Origin of the sequence: Trueperella sp. HMSC08H06 (genome assembly GCF_001808465.1) — a bacterium.
Lineage (GTDB): Bacteria > Actinomycetota > Actinomycetes > Actinomycetales > Actinomycetaceae > Trueperella > Trueperella bernardiae.
On the sequence record NZ_KV793350.1, the window covers coordinates 18698 to 36226 of the forward strand.

The 17529-nt window shown below is 66.8% G+C and carries 19 protein-coding genes; 4 read left to right on the forward strand and 15 right to left on the reverse strand.

The window, feature by feature from the left end; genetic code table 11:
* Nucleotides 1-35 precede the first annotated feature (35 nt).
* From HMPREF3174_RS04165 to HMPREF3174_RS04205, 9 genes are all read right to left on the reverse strand, one after another.
* On the reverse strand, nucleotides 36-779 hold the full coding sequence (locus HMPREF3174_RS04165; protein WP_062613536.1) for a succinate dehydrogenase/fumarate reductase iron-sulfur subunit: 744 nt from the start codon (nucleotides 777-779) through the stop codon (nucleotides 36-38).
* Nucleotides 776-2746, reverse strand: a complete 1971-nt coding sequence (locus HMPREF3174_RS04170; protein ID WP_062613537.1) for a fumarate reductase/succinate dehydrogenase flavoprotein subunit — start codon at nucleotides 2744-2746, stop codon at nucleotides 776-778. Before HMPREF3174_RS04170 ends, HMPREF3174_RS04165 begins: the two co-directional genes overlap by 4 nt.
* 13 nt (nucleotides 2747-2759) lie before the next feature.
* On the reverse strand, nucleotides 2760-3485 hold the full coding sequence (locus tag HMPREF3174_RS04175) for a succinate dehydrogenase cytochrome b subunit (protein WP_236698670.1): 726 nt from the start codon (nucleotides 3483-3485) through the stop codon (nucleotides 2760-2762).
* 175 nt (nucleotides 3486-3660) lie between these two features.
* Nucleotides 3661-4173: a GNAT family N-acetyltransferase gene (locus HMPREF3174_RS04180; protein ID WP_083200579.1), complete on the reverse strand. Its 513-nt coding sequence runs from the start codon at nucleotides 4171-4173 to the stop codon at nucleotides 3661-3663.
* Nucleotides 4173-4832 (reverse strand): tRNA (adenosine(37)-N6)-threonylcarbamoyltransferase complex dimerization subunit type 1 TsaB, encoded by a 660-nt coding sequence (gene tsaB, locus HMPREF3174_RS04185; protein WP_062613540.1) that lies wholly within the window; start codon nucleotides 4830-4832, stop codon nucleotides 4173-4175. Before tsaB ends, HMPREF3174_RS04180 begins: the two co-directional genes overlap by 1 nt.
* Nucleotides 4813-5667, reverse strand: coding sequence for a hypothetical protein (locus HMPREF3174_RS09390; protein WP_062613541.1), 855 nt, complete (start codon nucleotides 5665-5667; stop codon nucleotides 4813-4815). The genes tsaB and HMPREF3174_RS09390 overlap by 20 nt, the downstream gene beginning before the upstream one ends.
* A complete protein-coding gene (gene tsaE, locus HMPREF3174_RS04195) occupies nucleotides 5667-6173 on the reverse strand; it encodes a tRNA (adenosine(37)-N6)-threonylcarbamoyltransferase complex ATPase subunit type 1 TsaE (protein WP_062613542.1) in 507 nt (168 codons plus the stop codon). The genes HMPREF3174_RS09390 and tsaE overlap by 1 nt, the downstream gene beginning before the upstream one ends.
* A gap of 38 nt (nucleotides 6174-6211) precedes the next feature.
* Nucleotides 6212-7309, reverse strand: a complete 1098-nt coding sequence (alr, locus tag HMPREF3174_RS04200) for an alanine racemase (RefSeq protein WP_068538844.1) — start codon at nucleotides 7307-7309, stop codon at nucleotides 6212-6214.
* Nucleotides 7302-8768, reverse strand: a complete 1467-nt coding sequence (locus tag HMPREF3174_RS04205) for an NAD(P)H-hydrate epimerase (protein ID WP_062613544.1) — start codon at nucleotides 8766-8768, stop codon at nucleotides 7302-7304. Before HMPREF3174_RS04205 ends, alr begins: the two co-directional genes overlap by 8 nt.
* An 87-nt stretch (nucleotides 8769-8855) precedes the next feature.
* Here HMPREF3174_RS04205 and coaA point away from each other — a divergent pair, with 87 nt between their 5' ends.
* Entirely contained in the window at nucleotides 8856-9791 is a 936-nt protein-coding gene (gene coaA, locus HMPREF3174_RS04210; protein WP_062613545.1) for a type I pantothenate kinase, read from the forward strand.
* Between the two features lie 72 nt (nucleotides 9792-9863).
* Here the strand turns inward: coaA and glmM are convergent, their stop codons facing one another.
* The 4 genes from glmM to HMPREF3174_RS04230 all read right to left on the reverse strand — a co-directional run bounded on the left by glmM (nucleotide 9864) and on the right by HMPREF3174_RS04230 (nucleotide 13421).
* Nucleotides 9864-11192 carry a phosphoglucosamine mutase gene (glmM, locus tag HMPREF3174_RS04215; RefSeq protein WP_062613546.1) on the reverse strand — a complete coding sequence of 443 codons (1329 nt, stop codon included), beginning with the start codon at nucleotides 11190-11192 and terminating at the stop codon, nucleotides 9864-9866.
* A 168-nt stretch (nucleotides 11193-11360) separates the two neighbouring features.
* Nucleotides 11361-11843 (reverse strand): 30S ribosomal protein S9, encoded by a 483-nt coding sequence (gene rpsI, locus HMPREF3174_RS04220; protein WP_062613547.1) that lies wholly within the window; start codon nucleotides 11841-11843, stop codon nucleotides 11361-11363.
* A gap of 21 nt (nucleotides 11844-11864) precedes the next feature.
* On the reverse strand, nucleotides 11865-12305 hold the full coding sequence (gene rplM, locus HMPREF3174_RS04225; protein WP_062613548.1) for a 50S ribosomal protein L13: 441 nt from the start codon (nucleotides 12303-12305) through the stop codon (nucleotides 11865-11867).
* 183 nt (nucleotides 12306-12488) lie between these two features.
* Entirely contained in the window at nucleotides 12489-13421 is a 933-nt protein-coding gene (locus tag HMPREF3174_RS04230) for a LysR family transcriptional regulator (protein WP_062613549.1), read from the reverse strand.
* 71 nt (nucleotides 13422-13492) lie between these two features.
* Here HMPREF3174_RS04230 and HMPREF3174_RS04235 point away from each other — a divergent pair, with 71 nt between their 5' ends.
* Nucleotides 13493-13876, forward strand: coding sequence for a CBU_0592 family membrane protein (locus HMPREF3174_RS04235; RefSeq protein ID WP_143602044.1), 384 nt, complete (start codon nucleotides 13493-13495; stop codon nucleotides 13874-13876).
* Nucleotides 13877-13954: 78 nt separating this feature from the next.
* On the opposite strand, the gene HMPREF3174_RS04240 is transcribed toward HMPREF3174_RS04235, so the two are convergent.
* Together HMPREF3174_RS04240 and truA are read right to left on the reverse strand one after the other, a co-directional pair.
* The gene (locus HMPREF3174_RS04240) at nucleotides 13955-14398 is read right to left on the reverse strand and encodes a methylglyoxal synthase (RefSeq protein WP_062613551.1); all 444 of its coding nucleotides are present in this window, start codon (nucleotides 14396-14398) and stop codon (nucleotides 13955-13957) included.
* A gap of 335 nt (nucleotides 14399-14733) precedes the next feature.
* A complete protein-coding gene (gene truA, locus HMPREF3174_RS04245) occupies nucleotides 14734-15576 on the reverse strand; it encodes a tRNA pseudouridine(38-40) synthase TruA (RefSeq protein ID WP_062613552.1) in 843 nt (280 codons plus the stop codon).
* Nucleotides 15577-15649: 73 nt separating this feature from the next.
* Between truA and HMPREF3174_RS04250 the strand changes: the two genes are divergently transcribed.
* Both HMPREF3174_RS04250 and HMPREF3174_RS04255 read left to right on the forward strand, forming a co-directional pair.
* Nucleotides 15650-16417: an ROK family protein gene (locus tag HMPREF3174_RS04250; protein ID WP_070448048.1), complete on the forward strand. Its 768-nt coding sequence runs from the start codon at nucleotides 15650-15652 to the stop codon at nucleotides 16415-16417.
* Between the two features lie 174 nt (nucleotides 16418-16591).
* Nucleotides 16592-17491, forward strand: a complete 900-nt coding sequence (locus HMPREF3174_RS04255; RefSeq protein WP_062613554.1) for an ABC transporter substrate-binding protein — start codon at nucleotides 16592-16594, stop codon at nucleotides 17489-17491.
* Nucleotides 17492-17529: the final 38 nt, after the last annotated feature.

The window sequence follows — 17529 nt, forward strand, 5'->3', positions numbered from 1 at the left end:
ACTGGGGAGGCACCCTTCTGTGTGGCTGAACTGTTTTAGCGGCCGTGCACCTGGGCCTTCATGAGCTCGCGGTTGAGCAACGAGATCAGCTCGAGTGGCACTTCCTTCGGGCAGGCCTCATGGCATGCGCCGACGTTCGTGCAGCCACCGAAGCCCTCGGCGTCGTGCTGGGAGAGCATGTTGACCACGCGGTCGTAGCGCTCGGGCTGGCCCTGCGGAAGCAGGCCGAGGTGCATGACCTTCGCGGACGTGAACAGCATGGCCGAACCGTTCGGGCACGCGGCCACGCACGCACCACAGCCGATGCAGGCGGCCGCCTCGAACGAGCGGTCAGCGTTCTCCTTCGGGATCGGCACCGAGTGGGCGTCCGGGGCCGCACCCGTGTTGACCGAGATGTAGCCGCCGGCCTGCACGATGCGGTCGAGCGCCGAGCGGTCGACCACCAGGTCCTTGAGGACGGGGAAGGCGGTGGAACGCCACGGCTCGATCGTGATCGTGTCGCCATCCTTGAAGGTGCGCATGTGGAGCTGGCAGGTGGTGGTCACCTTCGGGCCGTGCGGATCGCCGTTGATAACAATGCCACACTGGCCGCAGATGCCCTCACGGCAGTCGGAGTCGAACGCCACAGGCTCCTTACCCTCGGCAAACAACTCCTCGTTGAGCTGATCGAGCATCTCCAGGAAGGAGGCCGTGTCGTCAACGTCGTTGATCGTGTGCGTGTCGAAATGGCCCGCCTCTGACGGTCCATTCTGACGCCAAAATTCAAGGTTAATCTTCACTTGTAGCTCCGCTGCTTCATCTCGACGAATTCGTAGTTGAGGTCCTCCTTGTGGAGAATCGGGGCGTTTCCTTCGCCCGTCCACTCCCAGGCGGCTACATACGCGTACTTGTCATCGTGACGCAGCGCCTCGCCTTCCTCTGTCTGGGACTCGGCACGGAAGTGGCCGCCACAGGATTCCTCACGATGCAGGGCATCGACACACATGAGCTCGCCAAGCTCGAGGAAGTCGGCCACGCGGCCGGCCTTCTCCAGCGACTGGTTGAGCTCTGCGACCTGGCCCGGGACGCGGACGTTCTTCCAGAAGTCTGCGCGAAGCTCGCGGATCATGCCGATCGCCTTCTTCAGGCCCTCGGCGGTGCGCTCCATACCGCAGTACTCCCACATGATGTGGCCGAGTTCCTTGTGGTAGGAGTCAACCGACCGGTTGCCCGCGTTGTTCGTGAAGAACGCGACGCGCTCTTCCACGCCCTTGCGCGCCTCGACGACGGCCGGGTGGTTCTCGTCCACCTTCTCGAACGGGCCATCGGCCAGGTAGTCGTTGATCGTGTTCGGCAGGACGAAGTAGCCGTCTGCCAGGCCCTGCATGAGCGCGGACGCGCCCAGGCGGTTGGCGCCGTGGTCGGAGAAGTTCGCCTCGCCCGTCACGTACAGGCCGGGGACCGTGGACATGAGATCGTAGTCCACCCACAGGCCACCCATCGTGTAGTGGACGGCCGGGTAGATACGCATCGGAACCTCGTAGGGGTTCTCGTCCGTGATCTGCTGGTACATGTCGAACAGGTTGCCGTACTTGGCCGAGACCGCGGCCTTGCCCATGCGCTCGATCGCGTCGGCAAAGTCAAGGTAGACGCCCCGCGCGACGCCGCCGATCTCCGGGCCGACTCCGCGGCCCTCGTCGCACATGTTCTTCGCCTGGCGGGAGGCGATGTCACGCGGCACGAGGTTACCGAAGGACGGGTAGATGCGCTCGAGGTAGTAATCGCGATCCTCTTCCGGGATGTCGCGAGGATCCTTCTTGCAGTCCTCCGCCTTCTTGGGGACCCAGATGCGCCCGTCGTTACGCAGCGACTCCGACATGAGGGTCAGCTTCGACTGCGACTCGCCGTGCTGCGGGATGCAGGTGGGGTGGATCTGCGTGTAGCAGGGGTTGCCGAAGTAGGCGCCCTTGCGGTGCGCACGCCAAATCGCGGTGCCGTTGCAGCCCATGGCGTTGGTGGACAGGAAGAAGACGTTGCCGTAGCCGCCGGTGGCGAGCACCACCGCGTCGGCCAGGTGAGTTTCGATTTCACCGGTGACCATGTCACGGGCGATGATGCCACGCGCACGGCCGTCCACCACGATGAGCTCGACCATCTCGTGGCGGCTGTACGTCTTGACCGTGCCGGCCTTCACCTGCCGCATGAGCGCCTGGTAGGCGCCGATGAGCAGCTGCTGGCCAGTCTGGCCACGCGCGTAGAAAGTACGGGAGACCTGGACGCCGCCGAAGGAGCGGTTATCCAGCAGGCCACCGTACTCGCGGGCGAACGGGACACCCTGGGCCACGCACTGGTCGATGATGTTGGCGCTGACCTCGGCCAGGCGGTATACGTTCGATTCGCGAGCGCGGAAGTCGCCACCCTTGATCGTGTCATAGAACAGACGGTAGGTGGAGTCGTTGTCGTTCTTGTAGTTCTTCGCCGCGTTGATACCACCCTGCGCAGCGATCGAGTGCGCACGGCGGGCCGAATCCTGGTAGAAGAAGGCCTTGACGTTGTAGCCCATCTCGCCAAGCGAGGCGGCTCCAGCGCCGCCGGCCAGGCCCGTGCCGACCATGATGATGTCCAGCTTGCGGCGGTTGGCCGGGTTGACCAGGCGAGCCGAGAACTTGCGCTTCTCCCAGCGCTCAGCGAGCGGACCGGAAGGAGCCTTGGTGTCCGCGATTGCGTCGCCTTCGCGGTAGAGGCCCTGAATGAGGTTGTCAGTCATTTTTCCTCCTCCTTTAAGAAATGATGCCGAAGAGGATCGCGGTGGGCGGGGTCATGAAGCCAACGAAGATCGCCAAAGCGACCACGTCGGCGATAACCTTGTACGCCTTTTCGCGGTTGGAGCGCGACAGGCCGAGGGTGGCAAGCGCCGACCACACGCCATGATGCATGTGGAAAGCCAGCGCCGCGATCGCGATGAGGTAAATGACGTAAACCCACCAGTTCTCCGGCTGGAACGAACCGATCATGCGGTAGTAGGGGCCAAGCGCCACGTAGTCCGCGCGGGTTCCACCCACAGCGTTGATGTGCAGACTGGTGAACTGCAGGATGTGGAAGACGATGAAGAAGGCGAGCGCGATGCCGCCCCAGCGCATGAGCGAACCGGTGTAGGAGTGGATCGCCGTGATCTTCTTGCCGGTGTTGACTTTGTACGCCTGACCGCGGGCCTTGCCAGCGCGCTTCCACAGCGTCACGGCTGCCCAGACGTGGATCAGGATCGAGGCAAGAAGCACAAAGCGCAGGACCCACAGGGTGCCTTCGTGCGGCAACACCGGGTAGAGGATCGTGCGCATCCAGTGCGCGTAGCCATCGTATGCCTCAGGCCCGACGAACATCTTGAGATTTCCGTACATGTGCATGAGGAGGAAGAGGACAAAAAACAGGCCCGTCACAGCCATCGCGATCTTTAATGCGACCGTGGTGCGACGACCCTTCACAGAATCAACAGTTGAAGTAGCCACGTTTTTGAATCTATCAAAAGAATAACGGGGGATATCGTTCGAACGGCCCAGATTCGCGCGGCCGTAACACCTGTCAAAGCCCGGCTTTCCCCGGTTTTCCGCGCCAATCATGGCCAAAGTGCGACTTTCGGCCCGCCTGGGCCTCCGGACCCATTTTCGTGACAATCCGAGTGCGTTAATCGCTATCCGTTTTTCCTTGGCATTCCAACGCTTGCTCCCCTTCGCGCGGGTTCAGATCCAGGCGCATGATGAGCGCGTCGTCGTCGGAGTAATACCCCTTGCGCAGGCCCACCGAGGCAAAGCCGGCGCGTTCGTAGAGACGCCGGGCTCCGGCGTCGTGGGCGCGCACCTCGAGGAAGACGACGTCGGCGCCGTGCTCGCACGGAATCTCCAGCAGCCGCGCGAGCAGGAAGGCGCCCAGGCCGCGCCCGCGCATGTGCGAGGCCACCGCGATCGTCAGGACCTCGGCCTCCGGCCCGTGCGAGATCCCGCCGAGCCCCACGACCGTGCCCTCCCCCAGCACGTCGGTGACGAGCGCGAGGTAGGTGCGGCCGGGCGCGGCTAGCTCGCTCTCCCACACGGGGGCGGGCCAGGAGTCCTGGCCAAAGTTCGCCGCGTCGAAGCTGGCGGCCTTAGGCCACCACGCCTGCGGCGGGCGGACCAGCCTCACCCCGGCGGGCGCGTCCATTAGCCCTGGTGGATGTCGGGGCGGCGCAGGTAGAGTGGCTCTGTGTCGAGCGAGAGCTCCTCACCTGCCTCGATCCGGGCCAGGCGCGAGGAGGCGATGCGGGCCATGACGGACGGGCGCGGCGCGACGACGAGGCGCTCGCCCAACTCGGGGTAGAGGTCAGCGGACATCGCGGCCAGGATCGCCGGCTCGTGGCGCAGGCGCTCGGCCAATTCGGCCGGGGTGAGGACCTCGGGCGCTTCGATGACGGCGACGTCGTCGGCACCCATTGGCCGCACGCGCATCGCGTAGACCTCTTTACGCCGCGCGTCGATAATCGGCACGACCTCCTGCGCACCCTGGTCAGAGGCGGCCAGGCCCAGAATCTCCAGGGTGGACACGCCGTAGAGCGGCACGCCCCAGGCGCGGGCAAGCGTGCGGGCGGTGACGAGCCCGGCGCGCAGGCCAGTGAAGGCTCCCGGGCCGGTGCCGACCACGATCGCGTCGGGGCGCTCGATCCCGGCCTTGGCGAGCGCGCCCTGGATGAGGGGCGTGAGCTTCTCGGCGTGCTCGCGGGTGGAGGCCGAGGTGGCCACCGCGAGGTCGCGCACCATCCCCAGCTCCTCGTGGCACACGCCAGCCTCAATGCCGGTCGATGAATCAATCGTCAGAAAGTGCACGGGATTCGTCCTTCTTCTTCGGTGACTTATACACGTTGATCTTCTTCGCCGAATCGCGAAAGCGCATCTTCGATTCGCCGATCCCCACCAGGCCTTTGCGGAGAACCGTGGAAAGCTCGCTCTGCTCGGCTTCCTCGTCCTCATCGGTGCCCTGCTCCGAGCGCAGCCACACGAGCGAACCGATGATCAGGCCGAGCACCACGAGCACGAGCATGATCGTCACCGGCAGGTTGCGCCCCGTTTCGGCCGGGGCCACGGCGCTTACCGACGGCGACTCGGGCACGGGCGTGGAGCTGGACAGGATCCGGGCGCGCTGGGCGAGGAAATCGGTGAGCGGAATCGCGCCGAGCACGATGCTGGCACCCGCGGAACCGGCGGGTTCGATGGTTGACTCGCGCATGGCGAACCAGGCTCTCAGGCGCGGGTCCCACACGAAGGTGACGTCGGCTTCGCCGCGCGCAATCGCGGTTCCCAGCCGTTCGTCCCCGCGCACGATCTCATCGGCGGCGATCCCGGAAGCGAAGTCGACCGAGACGGCGCCCACGGCGTCCGAGCCGCTCATGATGGGCGCGATCCAGCGGTCGGAGGTTTGAATGGCGTTGACTCCCGAGGTGTCGGCGAACACGGCCGTCTTTTGGGGCGCGCCCACCTTCATCGCAGCCACCTCCTCCGCGCTCGCGTCCGGGAACGCCTCGGAGGCGTGGGAACGGACGGTGGCGAGCGCCTTGTCGTTAAACCAGGCGGCCACGGACTCGGGGATCTCCGCGGGGTCGGTGGTGGCGGCGATGGGCGCCAGTGGGAGGGAGAGCACGAGCAGGAGAAGGAGGCGGTGCATTAGCGGCTCTCTAAATCTGGAACCTCGGCCCTTACAGCGCGCGCCAGCTCCTCGGCCCGCTCGCCGTAGGGGTGGAAGGTGAGGGTACGCGGCTCGTCCTCGCCAAGCTCGCCCACCGCCGCGTCAGCCCCGGTGGGGCGCACGATGTCGATCTCGAGGCGCGAGCCGGTGAGGGTTTCCACCTTGCCGCTGCCCCACTCGACCACAGTGAGCGACTCGTCGAGCGAGGCGTCCAGGTCAAGCGCGTCGAGTTCCTCCATGGAGGTGAGCCGGTAGGCGTCCACGTGCACGAGGTCGAAGCGGCCGGGGTGGATCTGAGCGATGACGAACGTGGGCGAGGACACGGCGTCCGTGACCCCGAGCCCGTCCGCGATCCCCTGCGTCATCGTGGTCTTGCCGGCGCCGAGGGGGCCGTTGAGCATGACGAGGTCCCCCGGCTGGGCGTGTGCGCCGAGGGCGCGCCCTACGCGGTGGATGTCATCAACAGTGGGTACGAGAAGCTTCATCAGCCATCCTTTCCTCCCCACATTCTACGCGGCCCCTCCTAGGGGGCGTCCACGCGGGGAACGTGGGATCCGATACGGGTGACGATCTCATAGCCGATGGTGGAGGTCGCCTCCGCCCAGTCGTCGGCGGTGGCGGCGGTGGCGGCGTCGCCGAACAGGACGGCCACGTCGCCCGGGGCCAGCTCCCCCTCCACGACGAACTGGTCCATGCACACCTTGCCGCGGATCGGACAGGTTTGGCCGGCCACGGTGACGGCGGCCGTGTTGGAGGCCATCCGCGGGATTCCGTCCGCATACCCGAGGGGCACGACGCCGAGGTGAGCGTCCCCGCCCGTGACGTACGTGTGACCATAGGACACGCCGGTGCCGGCCGGCACGTCGCGCACGGTCATGACGTCGGCCTCAAGCTGCATGACGGCCCGCAGCCCGAGTTCGGCAGCGGTGGCGACCTCCGGGTTGGGGCTGAGCCCGTAGAGCGCGATGCCGGGGCGGACCATGTCGTAGTGCGCGGCAGGGTGCCACAGCGTGCCGGCGGAAGCCGCCAGGTGCAGGCGCTGCGGGACCACGCCGGCGTCGGCGAGCACCTGCCGGGCCCGCTCGAAGCGCTCGATCTGCCGGGCGGTCTCCTCGCTGTCCGGTTCGTCGGCGCGCGCCAGGTGCGACCACAGCCCGACGACGTCGATCCGGCCTTCGCGCTCGAGGCTCGCAATGCGCTCGGCGCAACTTTCGAGTTCCGCCATGGTGAGCCCGCCGCGGGCCATGCCGGTGTCGACTTTGATGTGGACGCGGGCTCGATCGGCCCCCGCTAGCTTCTCTAGTGCCCACTGCGACCCGACCGAGAGGTCGAGTCCGGCCGCGAGCGCCTCGGCCAGATCGTCAGACGGGCTGTAGATCCACGTGAGGATTCGGGCGTCCGGGAGGTAGCCGCGCAGCTCGAGGGCCTCGGCGAGCTGTGCTACGCCGAACCAGCGCACGCCCTCCTCCCAGGCCCAACGCGCCACGCGCTCCAGGCCGTGGCCGTAGGCGTTGGCCTTGACGATCGCCATGACTTCGGCGTCAGTTGCGGCCCGCACGCGTGCGACGTTGTGGGCGAAGGCGCTGCGGGAGATGAGGGCGCGAGAAGGGAAGCTAGTCATTCATCGATCCGATCGTGGAGGCGAGCTTGCGGGCAATGTCCGTGGCGGTGATGGGGTGGCCAACCTGGCCGCCCGTCGTGCCCGCGGCGCGTGCGGCTGCTCGGGCGTGGACGTGGACGGCGGCGGCCGCATACAGCGTCGTCAGGCCGGGGTCGCGGGCGAGGGCATCGGCGTGAGCGGCGAGGATGGTGCCGGTGAGCCCGGCGAGCACGTCGCCCGAGCCCGCCGTGCCGGCCCAACCCGGCGCGCCGCTCTGCGCATAGAGCGCACCGGGGCCGGCGATGATCGTGGTGGCGAATTTGGCAACTACCGTGGCACCGGTGCGGGCGGCGGCCTCACGCGCCGCCCGCACCGGGGCGGACTCCACGCGCGTGCGATCCCACTCCTCGCCGGAGATTGCGGACATGAGCTCGGCCAGCTCGCCGGCGTGCGGGGTGAGCACCACGCGGGTGGGAAGCTCCCGATCGTAGACCAGGGCGATCGCCCCGGCGTCCAGCACCACGGGCAGGCCCTCGGCCAGCGCCTGCTCGAAAACCTCGCCGGCGCCCTCGAGGTCGGTCAGCCCCGACCCGATCACCCACGCCTGCACGCGGCCCTCGCCGGGCACCACCTCCGGGTGGGCGGCCATGACGTCCGGACTGCTCCCGAGGTAGCGCACCATGCCGGGCCCGCCGCCCAGCGCCCCGGCCGCGCTCAGCACGCCGGCTCCCGGGTAGTCGCGCGAGCCGGTGAGCAGCCCGACCACGCCGCGCGTGTACTTGTGATCCTCCCGCCCCGGCACGCGCCACAAGCCGGCCACGTCCGCGTCCGTCAGCTGCCGCGCCGCCGGCTCGCCCAGGTGCGGCCCGAGCCCGAGCTCCACCACCTCCACGGCCCCGCACGCATACCGCGCGGGCGGCAGGAGGTGGGCGGGCTTGAGGCATCCCATGGCTAGCGTGAGGTCGGCGCAAAGGACGGGACCGTGTAGATCGGCGTCGTCAGCGGCAACGCCGGAGGGCACGTCCACCGCAACGACGATTCGCCCGGCCCGCTCCTCGTTCAGCACCCGAATCCAGGAGGCATACGGCTCGCGGATAGGACCGCAGGCGCCGATCCCGAGCAGGCCGTCGATCCAGATGTCCGCACCGCGCGCGATCTCGCGCAGGGCCGCCACGCCATCGATCTCACAGATCTGCACCCCGGCACGCCTGGCGGCAGCTAGGCCCTCCGCGTGGACGTCACCCGCAATAGCGGCGCTCACCGACACCCCGCGCCGGGTGAGGTAGGCGGCAGCAAAGAGCGCGTCCCCGCCGTTGTTGCCCCGGCCCACGAGCGCCAGCGCCCGCTCACCGGGCAGCCGCAACGTAGCCACCTTTGTGGCCAGCGCGTAGGAGGCGCGATCCATGAGGGGCACGCCCGAGGCAAGCAGCGGCTCCTCGGCACGCCGCACCACATCCGCGGCAAACGCTTGATCCATCATTCCCCCTTGTCTCCCCTACTCTACGCCTGCGCGTCCACTCCAGCCCCGCGGCGTGCGAAAACCAGCACACCTTGGCACACTTAAGGAATGACCGATCTGCACTCCCCATACGTCTCCTTCACCCACGACGAGTGGGCGGAGCTCGCGGACAAGGCGCCACTGCCCCTCACCCAGCACGACCTCGACCGCATCTCCTCCCTCGGCGACCCCATCGACCTCACCGAGGCCGACGCGATCTACCGGCCACTATCCGCCCTCATGCAGACCTACGCCACGTGCACCTCCAACCTGCGCAAAGACACCAGCGCCTTCTTCGAGCGCAAAACCGAACGAACGCCCTGGATCGTGGGGATCGCCGGCTCGGTCGCTGTCGGAAAATCCACCGCCGCGCGTCTCCTGCGCGAACTGCTCTCGCGCTGGCCCTACACGCCCAACGTCGAGCTCGTGCCCACCGACGGCTTCCTCTACCCCAACGCGGTGCTCACCGAGCGCGGGATCATGGGCCGCAAGGGTTTCCCCGAATCCTACGACCGCCGGGCACTCCTCGACTTCCTCCAGCAGGTCAAATCCGGCGAGCCCCACATCGAGGTGCCGGTCTACGATCACATCACCTACGACATCGTCCCCGGCGAAACGATCGTAGTCAGCAGACCCGACATCCTCATCGTCGAAGGCCTCAACGTCCTCCAACCCGCGCGTACCGACGCGGCCCAGCAGCTCGCCGTCTCCGACTACTTCGACTTCTCCATCTACATCGACGCCGCCGAAGCTGACCTCGAAGAGTGGTACATCTCCCGCTTCCGCTCCCTGCGCACCACAGCGTTCTCTCACAAGGACTCCTACTTCCGCTCGTACGCCAACCTCACCGACGAGGAGGCCACCGCCACGGCTCGCCAGATCTGGGCCTCAATCAACCTGCCCAACCTGCGCGAGAACATCGCCCCCACGCGCTCGCGCGCCACGGTGACCCTCACCAAGGGCCCCGACCACCGCATCGAGCAGATCCAGCTGCGCAAGATCTAGCGACGCCGGGCGGCGGCAAGCATACGACAGCGCCCCGGATCCCTCCGGGGCGCCCGTGTCAATACTCGCGTTTTAGAGTGCGAGACGCTCAGCGACGACGGCCGCGAGATTCTCGGCCACCCGGTCAGTCTGCTCCTGGGTCTGGGCCTCGACCATGACGCGCACCAGCGGCTCCGTGCCCGACGCACGCAGCAGCACACGGCCGGTCTCGCCCAGCTCGGCCTCCGCGGCCGCCACCTCGGCAGCGATTTCGTCGGTGCGGTTCTTGTCCACGTTCGGCACGTTGATGAGGCGCTGGGGCAGCTCGTGCACCCACTCCACTGCGCGGTGTAGCGCCTCCTTGCGGCGGGCCACCTCCGAGGCCACGAGGATCGCAGTCAGCGTGCCATCGCCCGTGGTGGCATGGTTGAGGTTGATGACGTGCCCGGACTGCTCGCCGCCCAGCACGTAGCCGTTGGCCAGCATGTTCTCCAGCACGTAGCGGTCGCCCACGCCCGTGATCGCGTAGTCGATCCCCTTCTCATCGAGCGCCAGGCGCAGGCCCAGGTTCGACATGACCGTGATGACCAGCGTGTTGCCCGCCAGCTCGCCCTTATCCTTCATCGACTGCGCCAGCAGGCCCATGATCTCATCCCCGTTGACCAGCTTGCCGTTCGTGTCCACGGCCATGCAACGGTCGGCGTCGCCGTCGAACGCGAATCCCATGTCGGCGTCGGCGGCCTTGACCATCTGCTGGAGACGGTAGGGGTGGGTCGAGCCGGCATTACGGTTGATGTTACGCCCGTCGGGGCTGGCGTTGATGACGACGACGTCCGCGCCCAGCTCCTGGAACACCTTCGGCGCCACGCGGGAGGCCGCACCGTTCGCGCAATCGAGCACGATGGACAGGCCCGTGAGGTCCGCGCCCACGGACACGAGGTGGTCCATGTAGACCCGGTCGGAGACGGCGGCGGACTCGTCGATCATGCCCACGTCGGCGCCCACCGGGCGCTCCCAGTCGGAGGACATGGTGGCCTCAATGCGGTCCTCGATCGCGTCGTCCAGCTTAAAGCCGTTCGCGTTGATGAACTTTATCCCGTTGTCCGGCATCGCGTTGTGCGAGGCGGAAATCATGACGCCCAGGTCGTAGCCGCGCGCCGACGTGAGGTAGGCGATGCCCGGGGTGGGGATCTCACGCACGTGCTCCACGTCCACGCCCGCCGACGCCAGGCCCGCGCCCACCGCATGCGAGAGCATCGCGGAGGACTGGCGCGTGTCGCGCCCGACGATCGCCTTGGGGCGGCCCTCGGCTTCCTCGGCCAGCACGCGCGCGGCGGCCTGCCCAAGCTGGAGCGCAAATTCGGGCGTGATTTCGCGATTCGCGAGGCCACGCACACCGTCGGTACCAAACAAACGAGCCACGTTTACTCCTTTACCAAACACGTATGTCCCACCAATTATCGCACGCGGCCCGCCCGGGCCGGAGAACCCGGCGGCCCACTTTCGTGAGATAGCCTTCTTGTCCGACGAATGCAAAGGCCCCGCCCGGGCCGGCATGCGGCATGGGCGGGGCCAATGAAAAAGGTGCGATTAACGCTTCGAGAACTGCGAGGCCTTGCGCGCCTTCTTGAGGCCGGCCTTCTTGCGCTCGACAGCGCGGGCGTCGCGGGTGAGGAAGCCAGCCTTCTTCAGGGCCGGGCGGTTCGCCTCACGGTCGATCTCGTTCAGCGCGCGCGAGATGCCAAGGCGGAGCGCGCCAGCCTGGCCGGACGTGCCGCCGCCACGGATGCGGGCGACCACGTCGAAGCGACCCTTGAGGTCAAGCAGGGTGAACGGATCATTGACGAGCTGCTGGTGCAGCTTGTTCGGGAAGTAGTCCTCCAGCGAGCGACCGTTGATGGTCCACTGGCCGGTGCCAGGAACGAGGCGGACGCGAGCAACTGCTTCCTTGCGGCGGCCGAGACCAGCGCCCGGGGCGGTCAGGGAGGTACCCTGGCCGGTCTGCTCCTCGGCGGTCTCGGTAGTGTACGAGCTCAGCTCCTCGAGCTCTTCAGTTTCGGTGGTCTGTGCCACGGTTCTCCTTAAGTAAAGTGGTTACTTGGCAGCCTTGAGCTCGTAGACCTCGGGCTTCTGAGCGGAATGCGGGTGCTCAGCGCCACGGTAGATCTTGAGCTTGCTCAGCTGCTGACGTCCGAGGGTGCCCTTGGGGAGCATGCCGGCGACAGCCTTGTAGACGGCGCGCTCGGGATTCTCCTCTAGAAGCTCTGCGTACGAGGTAGCCTTCAGCCCGCCCGGGAAACCGGAGTGGCGGTAGGCCATCTTCTGCGTATGCTTCATACCGGTCAGAGCGACCTTGTCAGCATTGATAACAATGACGAAGTCACCCGTGTCAACGTGCGGAGCAAAGGTCGGCTTATGCTTCCCACGGAGCAGGGGGGCAACCTGGGCTGCCAGTCGGCCAAGGACAACATCGGTGGCGTCAATGACGTACCACTTCTTCTCGATGTCACCGGGCTTCGGTGTAAAAGTGCGCACTTGCGTAGCCTTTTCTATTCATGTTTGGCTAGCGGATGGCTTTGCCGCTATGTGCCAAATGGTCGGATTCGCCGCCGTGCCAAGACGAGTGGGAAAAGCATCAGGGCACAACGGTTTTTTATTTTAATCAGCGCGGCTTAGCGGCGTCAAAGGTGCCGCGGGCGGTGTGGCCAGTTCCACCACCTACGCACCGCCCGCCGGCGGGGTGTGCATGTTGCCCTGCTCGGAGGCCGTGAGTGCGATCTGCCGCAGGACCTTGCACGTGTGGTCAATGGTATCGGATTGGCGTGACAGGGCTGCGGACACACACAAGACGAGCCGGCGGGTGCCGAGCCCAGTGAGCATCCGCACCTGGACCCCACCCGGGAGCACCCCCAGCCCGAGTTTGGGGAGCACGGCGATGCCGAGGCCCGCGGCGACCATGTGGAGGGCGACGTCGTAGTCCTCATACACATACTTCCCCGACGGCGTGAACCCCCACTGGTGGGCCAGGCGCGTGGTGGCGATCCCGGCGGCTGTGTCCGGGTCGACTCCGAGCCAAGTCTCGCTGGCGAACTCGCGCGGATCAGCCGGCTCAGCATAGGAGGAGGGGTAGACCATGTACCACGGCTCTTGCAGGAGCGGTAGCACGTTGACCCCGCGGGGGCCACGCGGGATCTCCGAGTCATATTCGAGCACGGCGATGTCGGCCCGCCCACGACGCACGGCGGCCAGCGCGGCGTCGGTGGTGGATTCGCGCAGATGGAGGTCGATGCCGGGGGCCATCTCGGCGAAGAGGTCCAGGTTGGGCAGGACGAGACCACGGATGACGGTCTGGAAGGAGGCGAGGCGGACGATTCCGGTGGGCACCCCCTCGGCTTCGAGCAGCTCGCGCACAGTGCGATCGAGTTCACTTTCGATGCGTTCGGCACCCGCGACGACGATCTTGCCCGCCTCCGTCAGCACCGCGCCGGAGTGCGTGCGCACGAGCAGCTCGACCCCGCATTCCCGCTCCAGCTTGCGGATTTGCTGGCTTACCGCCGAGGGCGAGACACGCAGGGCGTCGGCCGCCGCTTGGATGCCACCTTCCCTCGAGACGGCCAAGAGAACGTCAAGACGTTGCACCGAAATAGCCATGAAGTAAAACTTAACCCCAACTCCAGCTAATTTCAATTGTCATTAACCTTCTGGGCCGTCACTATAGAGCTGTGAACGAAACAATGCAGACCATCGCACAGTGTCTTGGATGGATCGGCGCCGCGCTCTACCTCGGCGGGTACTACCTCGTCTCCACCGGCAAGCTCGCGGCCGATTCACTGCGCTACCAGCTCATGTGCATCAGCTCGGGGCTATTCATGGTCATCCTCGCCTCCGCCACCGGCGCCTGGCCCTCGGTGTTTTCCAACGCCATGTTCGTTCTCATCGGCTTTTACGTGGTGCTCACCGTCAAGCGCGCCTACCTGCGCCAGCTCATCGCCACCAAGGCCCGCCGCCCGCGCCGCGAGCCCCTCTACGAGCTGCCCTCCGACGACGCCCACATCACCTTCTCCTACATTGACGAGGTGGTGACCGCCCACGCCCTGGGCAAATAGGGATCAAGTGTGCGATACGGACGATCGCAACGAAAAAGCGGCGAGGAACACTCGCCGCTTTTGTTTGTTCGCTTTCCCTTAGGCCTCGACGATATCGAGCACCTCGTAGGGATCACGCAGCGCCGGATCGTACATGGCGCGCTCGTAGCCCTCGTTGTAGAACAGGGGGCTGCCGATGATGATGTCCGCAGTCGCGCGGTTCATCGCCACCGGGATGTTGTACTGGGTGGCCAGGCGCAGGAGCGCCTTGACGTCCGGATCGTGAGGCTGGGCAGCCTCCGGGTCCCAGAAGAAGAACATCGCGTCCAGACGATCTTCGACAATGCGGGCGCCGATCTGGGCGTCGCCACCCTTGGGGCCCGACTTGAGGATTTCGACGTCGAGGCCGGTTTCGTTGCGAATCAGAGTCGCGGTGGTTCCCGTACCACACAGGATGTGCTCCTTCAGCACGGGGAAGTTGTACTGAGCCCACTCGAGGAGCTCCTGCTTCTTGCGGTCATGTGCGACCAGTGCAATTCTCATCTGACACCTCCTAGGATGCCACTCATGCGGCACGTTGCCGCGCTTTCCCACCAGGGATACCCCGGGCAGGACAAAGCCCCTTGGCCATTCGACCAAGGGGCTTCCTTGCACCTTCCACGCTAGCAGGACCACCAGCCTAGGTGAAGCTGGAAAACTGTGAAGCTAACCTCCACCCACACCCAAGACGGGCCCGATCGACCGCTTCCTCAACTTCATCGAGTGGTCGGGCAACCGGTTGCCCGCCACGATCATCATCACCGCCAGCGCGTCGCACACCCATAGCCGCCGGCCGGCAGGACTAGCCACCCACTACCGCCCCTCCCTCGCGCGGGGCGCTATCCTCGGTAGCGCCGCGTGAGGGTGGCCTGCTGCCCGTAGAGCTCGGGTGCGGGGTAGCCGATTTCCTCGAGCGTGAGGGGATGAGGAGCGGCGACTACCACCTCCCCGTTACGCACCGCCTCCTTCAGGCGCGCGGCCGGCCAGCCCTCGTCGCGGGCCCCACGGCCGACCTCGATGAGGGTTCCCATGAGCGTGCGCACCTGCGAGTGGCAAAACGCGTCAGCCTTGGCATACCCCACGACCATCCCGCCCGTGCGCTCGAAGCCGAGCTCGAGCAGCGTGCGCACGGTCGACGCCCCCTCGCGCGGCTTGCAGAAGGACAGGAAGTCGTGCTCACCGAGCAGGCCCTGCGCCGCCCGGTTCATCGCGTCGACGTCGAGCGGATAGTCGAGCCAGAGCACGTCGCGCCGGCGCGGATCCCAGGCGCCCACCCCGTCGGCGATCCGGTAGGAGTATCGCCGCCACAGCGCGGAAAAACGAGCGTCGAAGTCCTGCGGGACCGCCCGGGCGTCGCCCACGATGACATCCGTGTAGCCCGGCGCCCCGCCCGCCCCGCGCGCCGTGATCGCGTTGACCTTCGCCACCAGCGCCTCGCCCGGGGTGCGACTGGAGCGCCCGGGCAGTGCCTCCCAGGCCGCGGGGGCGACGTCGAGGTGCGCGCATTGTCCGGCGGCGTGGACCCCGGCGTCGGTGCGGCCCGCCACCGTGAGCGCCACATCCTGGCGCAGGATCATCGCGAGCGCCGACTCGAGTTCGCCCTGGACCGTGCGCAGGCCGGGCTGGGCGGCCCAGCCGTGGAAGCCGGTGCCGTCGTAGGACAGATCGATGCGAATCCTCATGCCCCCAGACTACGGGGCCGGGCGGGCCTGTAGAAACTATCGAATGTCTAGACTTTTGCGCTACCGTCTAAGCATGGACGCATCCCAGATTTACACGCTCGCCGTCGACTGCGGCGGTGGCGGCATCAAGTCCTGCGTCCTGGACGCGGGCGGGTTCCAGCGCAGCGACGTGGTGCGCACCCCGGTCCCCTACCCCTTCTCCCCCGAGGACCTGCTTCAGGTCATCGAGGCCCAGCTTTCCCAGCTCGGCGCGCCGCACATCGACCGCATGACGCTTGGCATGCCCGGCATGATCCGCCACGGCGTGGTGGCCTACACCCCGCACTACATCCGCCGCGCCGGCCCCCACACGCGCATCCTGCCCAACCTCGAGCACGCCTGGAACGGGCAGGACATGCAAACCGCGCTCGAGGCGCGCTTCGGCGTGCCCGCGCTCGTACTCAATGACGCCGAGGTTGCCGCCGCGGGGATCGTGTCCGGCAAGGGGCTCGAACTCGTGCTGACCCTCGGCACCGGTCTCGGCTCGGCCTTCCTCGACAACGGCCGCCTCGCACCCCATCTCGAAATCTCACACGCCACCGTGCGCTGGGGACTCACCTTCGACGACATCCTCGGCGAACACGAGCGCGTCCGCCTCGGCGATTCGGCCTGGTCGCGCCGCGTGGCCAAGGCCGTGGAGACCCTGTGGCCCGTCTTCCGCTGGGACTCGTTGTATATCGGCGGGGGCAACGCCGCGCGCGTGACCGACTCCGTGCGCGCCCGCATGCCGCAGGCGAACTGGGTGCCCAACATGGCCGGGATGGCCGGGGGCGTGCGCGCCTGGTCGATGGTCGGCAGGTAGCCAGGCGCCATCGCGAGACCGCGTACCCGCGAAAGCCGCGCGACGGCGTCGTGAACCCTCCGAAGCGCAAGTACTGTGGGCGACCACACCATGGAACAGTTGCATACTTATTCGCTCCAACGCATATACTTGTGAGTGCGCCACGCAGGCGCACCCACGTTCTACGGAGGAATCATGAAGCGCACGATCTCGGCCATCGCAGCCGCCACCCTTGCACTCACGCTCGCGGCCTGCTCCAACGACGACGTCAACGCAAGCGACGCCACGAGCGAGGGTATGCTCGCCGCCGACCTGTCCGGCATCACCAAGGACGACAAGATCGCCGCCATGGTCCCCGAGGCGATCGCCGCCGACGGCAAGCTGGTGGTCGGCACCAACATCTTCTTTGCCCCCGCCGAGTTCTACGCCCCCGACGGCGTCACCCCGCTCGGCTACGACATCGACATGGGCAACGCGATCGGCAAGGTCTTTGGACTCGACGTCGAATTCCAGCAAGCCGAATTCGCCGCGATCATCCCCGGCATCGGCACCCGCTACGAGATCGGCATCGCGAACTTCACCATCAACGCCGACCGCCAAGACGTGGTCGACATGATCAAATACCTCCAGGCCGGCTCGTCCTGGGCCGTGCCCGCCGGCAACCCCAACGGCTTTGACCAGACCCAGCCGTGCGGCAAAGTGGTGGGCGTCCAGACCGGCACCTACCAGGAAGAAGTCCTCGCCGACATGAACGAGGGCCAGTGCAAGGACGACCCGATCCAGATCCAGTCCTTGTCCGAACAGTCCGCCGTCACCCTGCGCGTGGCGTCGGGCCAGGTGGACGCCATGTACACCGACTCCCCCGTGGCCGACTACGCCATTTCCCTCAACGAGGGCAAGATCGAGCGCATCGGCGAGGTCGAGGACTCCGCCTCGTACGGCATCGTCACCCCCAAGGACAGCGCCGAGCTCACCGCCGCCATCCAGGCCGCACTCCAAAAGCTCATGGACGACGGCCAGCTCAAGGCCATCTTCGACACCTGGGGCATCTCCGAGGGCGTAGCCGACCAGGCCGTGCTCAACCCCGCCTCCTAATCGCGCAACCCCGGGTCGGCGGCTTGGTTGCCGCCCGG